Below are 1,823 nucleotides of genomic sequence, written 5' to 3' on the forward strand. Positions count from 1 at the left end.
AGCTCAGGGGAATTCATAGCCCTTATGGCTTTTTTAATGTCACTGGTTGCCTTGTCAATTGATGCCGTTATGCCTGCGCTTCCTTTGTTGGGCCAACAACTGGCCGTTACAAACCCAAACGATGTTCAGCTCGTCATTGGAATCATATTTTTTGGACTGGCCACCGGGCAAATTTTCTTTGGTCCTTGGTCAGATAGTATTGGGCGGAAGCCTGTTATCTATTGTGGCTTAACCATCTTCATCATCGGTTCCATCATATCAGCAACAGCCAGCGATTTTAATGTTATGCTTCTGGGACGTTTACTTCAGGGCATCGGTGCTTCTGGTCCAAGGACTATTTCTGTTGCCCTAGTCCGTGACCAATTCGAAGGCCGCGCCATGGCGCGTATTATGTCTTTTATTATGGCCGTTTTCATTATAGTGCCGACAATTGCCCCGGCCCTGGGCCTTTCGATTATGATGCTCTTTGACTGGCAGGCTATTTTCTATAGCTTCTTCCTTCTCGCCAGTATCGTTCTCTTCTGGTTTGCATGCAGACAACCAGAAACTCTTGCGAAAGAAAACCGGATATCCCTGACCTTTGGACATTTCTGGAATGGCCTAAAAACGATCCTTACCAACAAACAAACTTTGGCTTATACCCTTGCTGCGGGCATTATTTTTGGGGCTTTTATCGGCTACCTGACCAGCGCCCAACAGATCTTTCAGGATATTTACGGCATCACAGAACTCTTCCCCCTCTACTTTGCGATACTGTCTCTTTCCATCGGTGCGGCTTCGCTTACCAATGCCAATCTTGTCATGAAATTTGGCATGAGAAAGTTGTCAAAAATTGCTCTGATCACGATGACCATTCTCGCCATCTTGTATCTGGTGCCAGCAAACCTCGCCTCGGGGCAACCACAACTTTGGTCCTTTATGATCTATATGATGCTGAGTTTCTTTTGTATTGGTATTCTATTTGGGAACTTCAATACTCTTGCGATGGAGCCTCTTGGCAAGCTTGCTGGCCTTGGATCAGCAGTTGTCGGATCACTTACAACCTATATATGCATGGCAATCGGCATTACCATTGGACAAAACTATGACCACACCGTTTTACCCCTCGTCTATGCTTTTGCCATCCTCGGCCTCATCTCGCTAGGCATTATGCTCTGGGTCGAAAGACAACCAGAGACACAGCTCACATAAAAACAGACCCCAGCAAAAATAAAGCAGTACACAAAAGTTTTGTGTACTGCTTTATTTATTAGACAAATTTAAACCCCAGTCGGGCTTAGTCTGGCTTAATCGCGTAACGACCACTACCAGAAAAAAGAAGCGCCAAGGCCGAGATCAGGAAGAACCCCTGTAGTTCTAACTGCCAGCCACCTTGATTGTTCAAGAGCATGAGTTGGTGACTGTGAACAAGCACCAGCGCAAAAATCATATTAACAGCAACCAGAAAAGACCCTAGTCGTGAATAAAATCCCCCGATAATCATCAGTGGCGCAATCACTTCACCTACAAACACACCATAAGCCATAAACTCTGGTAACCCCAAAGAGGCCAGTTTACTGCCAATGAACTGTATAGAACCCGGGTTTCCCAGTTTGTGAATACCATGCAAGATCATCATCCCGCCGAGACCTAACCGAAGAAGAAATAACCCCAACGACGAATTGTGGAAAATGCCCATCTATCTATCCCCCTAGCGCTTTTCGCACTGCCAGAACATATTGTCTAAAGCAGAAAAAACGCTCTATTTACTGGTTGCATTATCTTGCCCAGCCCCTGATCTGTTCCCACCAAAAAGAAAGGGCTCTCAAATATGATGACACAAC

Annotated in this window: 2 protein-coding genes; one reads left to right on the plus strand and one right to left on the minus strand. The window is 45.6% G+C overall.

Annotated features, from left to right (window positions below):
• The coding region (locus Q0241_RS03390) for a multidrug effflux MFS transporter (RefSeq protein WP_299373075.1) at window positions 1–1,191 on the plus strand (1,191 nt) is incomplete at its 5' end.
• A gap of 85 nt (window positions 1,192–1,276) precedes the next feature.
• Here the strand turns inward: Q0241_RS03390 and Q0241_RS03395 are convergent.
• Window positions 1,277–1,678, minus strand: a complete 402-nt coding sequence (locus Q0241_RS03395) for a DoxX family protein (RefSeq protein WP_179188271.1) — start codon at window positions 1,676–1,678, stop codon at window positions 1,277–1,279.
• Window positions 1,679–1,823: the final 145 nt, after the last annotated feature.

The organism is uncultured Kiloniella sp. (assembly GCF_937128705.1).
In the GTDB taxonomy this organism is placed as follows: Bacteria; Pseudomonadota; Alphaproteobacteria; order Kiloniellales; family Kiloniellaceae; genus Kiloniella.

Bases quoted from the DNA above. Each gene is read 5' to 3' on its own strand.
- Q0241_RS03395 (WP_179188271.1), bottom strand. From the start codon at position 1,678: ATGGGCATTTTCCACAATTCGTCGTTGGGGTTATTTCTTCTTCGGTTA.